This is a genomic window from Marilutibacter aestuarii (assembly GCF_006546775.1).
GTDB lineage: Bacteria > Pseudomonadota > Gammaproteobacteria > Xanthomonadales > Xanthomonadaceae > Marilutibacter > Marilutibacter aestuarii.
In genome coordinates this window covers 1-1604 of sequence record NZ_VICE01000152.1, presented here as the reverse complement: position 1 = coordinate 1604, position 1604 = coordinate 1, and the positions used below count along the sequence as shown (strand labels likewise).

Below are 1604 nucleotides of genomic sequence, written 5' to 3'. Positions count from 1 at the left end.
CAACCAACGACCGAGGAAACGCCATGGCTTCCAGACCCCGGCACAACAGATCCGACGATCAAGGGTGTTGCACTTGGAGTGTTAATTCACCCGTCATTGCCTGACGCCAACGGAAACAGCTGGAAGTAAAAGCCGGCTTGCTCCCATGATGGATCATGGTCCATACGGAACTCCCAGAAGCGTGGGTGTTCGCCCTTCAGCAATTCTTGAAGCGCCTCATTCGCCACGTCGGGGTCGTAGACACGGTACGCGAGCTGCCTGAGGCCGTTCCAAGTGCCACGGGCTAGAAATAGCGCGTTGTAGCCAACGATGGCTTGCTCGATCTTGTCACCAATCTCGAAGAGGAGTTTGCTTTCGTCAGGGGCCGGCATGCCTTCGTCAGCCAAGTCGACGGCGTGCAGAGTTACCTCGAGGTGCCAAGCGAAAATGTCCGTATGCTCGAACGCCAGCAGTGCATCGTTGACCACAACTACTTCAGGCATTCCGTCACGGCTGCCGTTGAAGAGCGTGTAGTGCGGATCTGGCACCTCGATGCTCACGGAATGTTCGGACATGACGCCTAACACCTGAATTAAGCCGCGCCGCGAAGCGGTGTCGGCTTGGAAGAATTGTTAGGCGGCTGCCGCTTACTTGGCGAGCTCGCCCGACACGAATTCTGATATCTCGCGGGTGTTCCTGACGAACTCCGCCTCAAGATTGACGCCGCATTTGTTGGCCAGAACCATAATGGACCACAGGCAGTCCGATAGCTCATGGCCGAGCTTGCGATGGTGGTCGTCGATCGTTCGAACGCCGGCGTGGGCTTGGATCAGCTTCGCGAGATCGCCGACATCTCCCATGAAGCCGAGCGCCAATTCTTGAGCTGTCCAGGCGCGCCCCCAGCGCTTGACCTCGAGCTCCTCGTAGAGGTCATTGAGCTCAATCGCTGCCTGTTCCAATTCGCCAAATTTCATGTCATGCCGCCTAACACCCGAGTTAAGCCGCGCCGCGAAGCGGCGTCGGCTTGAACGAATTGTCAGGCATCAGTCCCACCATGCCGTAACGCCCTGAACGACAGGAGGGTGGATGCCAAACTCACCAATCTCGTCTGGATCGGCGAAGGTGACGTAGTCTGGCTGAAGCGCCGAAAGAGCCTGAGTGAGCGCTTCCGGCTGGATGTTGCCCGCCACCAAGACTGTATCTGTGAAAGGCCAGGAGTCATCGCCTGGGTCAAGCTCCGAGATCAGGGCGTACACGGCGGTTACGTCAGAACGTTGAAGCAACCCAAGCAGAGTGTCCCGAAATAGCGGAATTCCGGGATGAGGGACGAGGTTGCAGCCAATGGAACCCTCATCATCATTCCCGTCGAAGAATCGATCCAGCGGAACCACTTGCGGCTCCGCCTGAGTCTCCAGCTCAATCTTTAATCCGATGCACTTTTTTTGGTCCACGATAAACCCTCAACTGAGGCCTAACACCTGAGTTAAGCCGCGCCGCGAATCGGCGTCGGCTTGGACGAATTGTTAGGCGCCGCAGGTTCACAAAGTAAGTGCAACACCCGCGACGCCCGGGAAAAGGACGGTGAGCTGGCAGACTGAAGGGGATCACTCCGGCAAGAGACGATC

At 57.4% G+C, this 1604-nt stretch carries 3 protein-coding genes; all 3 read right to left on the bottom strand.

What is annotated here, in order from left to right; translation table 11 throughout:
• Positions 1-86: 86 nt before the first annotated feature.
• The 3 genes from FKV25_RS15695 to FKV25_RS15685 all read right to left on the bottom strand — a co-directional run bounded on the left by FKV25_RS15695 (position 87) and on the right by FKV25_RS15685 (position 1430).
• Entirely contained in the window at positions 87-554 is a 468-nt protein-coding gene (locus FKV25_RS15695; protein ID WP_141519730.1) for a DUF695 domain-containing protein, read from the bottom strand.
• A gap of 72 nt (positions 555-626) precedes the next feature.
• Positions 627-953, bottom strand: a complete 327-nt coding sequence (locus FKV25_RS15690; RefSeq protein ID WP_141519729.1) for a nucleoside triphosphate pyrophosphohydrolase family protein — start codon at positions 951-953, stop codon at positions 627-629.
• Positions 954-1022: 69 nt separating this feature from the next.
• A complete protein-coding gene (locus FKV25_RS15685; RefSeq protein ID WP_141519728.1) occupies positions 1023-1430 on the bottom strand; it encodes a hypothetical protein in 408 nt (135 codons plus the stop codon).
• Positions 1431-1604: the final 174 nt, after the last annotated feature.

Coding starts and splice junctions, on each gene's coding strand:
- FKV25_RS15695 (WP_141519730.1), bottom strand. CDS start 554: ATGTCCGAACATTCCGTGAGCATCGAGGTGCCAGATCCGCACTACACG.
- FKV25_RS15690 (WP_141519729.1), bottom strand. CDS start 953: ATGAAATTTGGCGAATTGGAACAGGCAGCGATTGAGCTCAATGACCTC.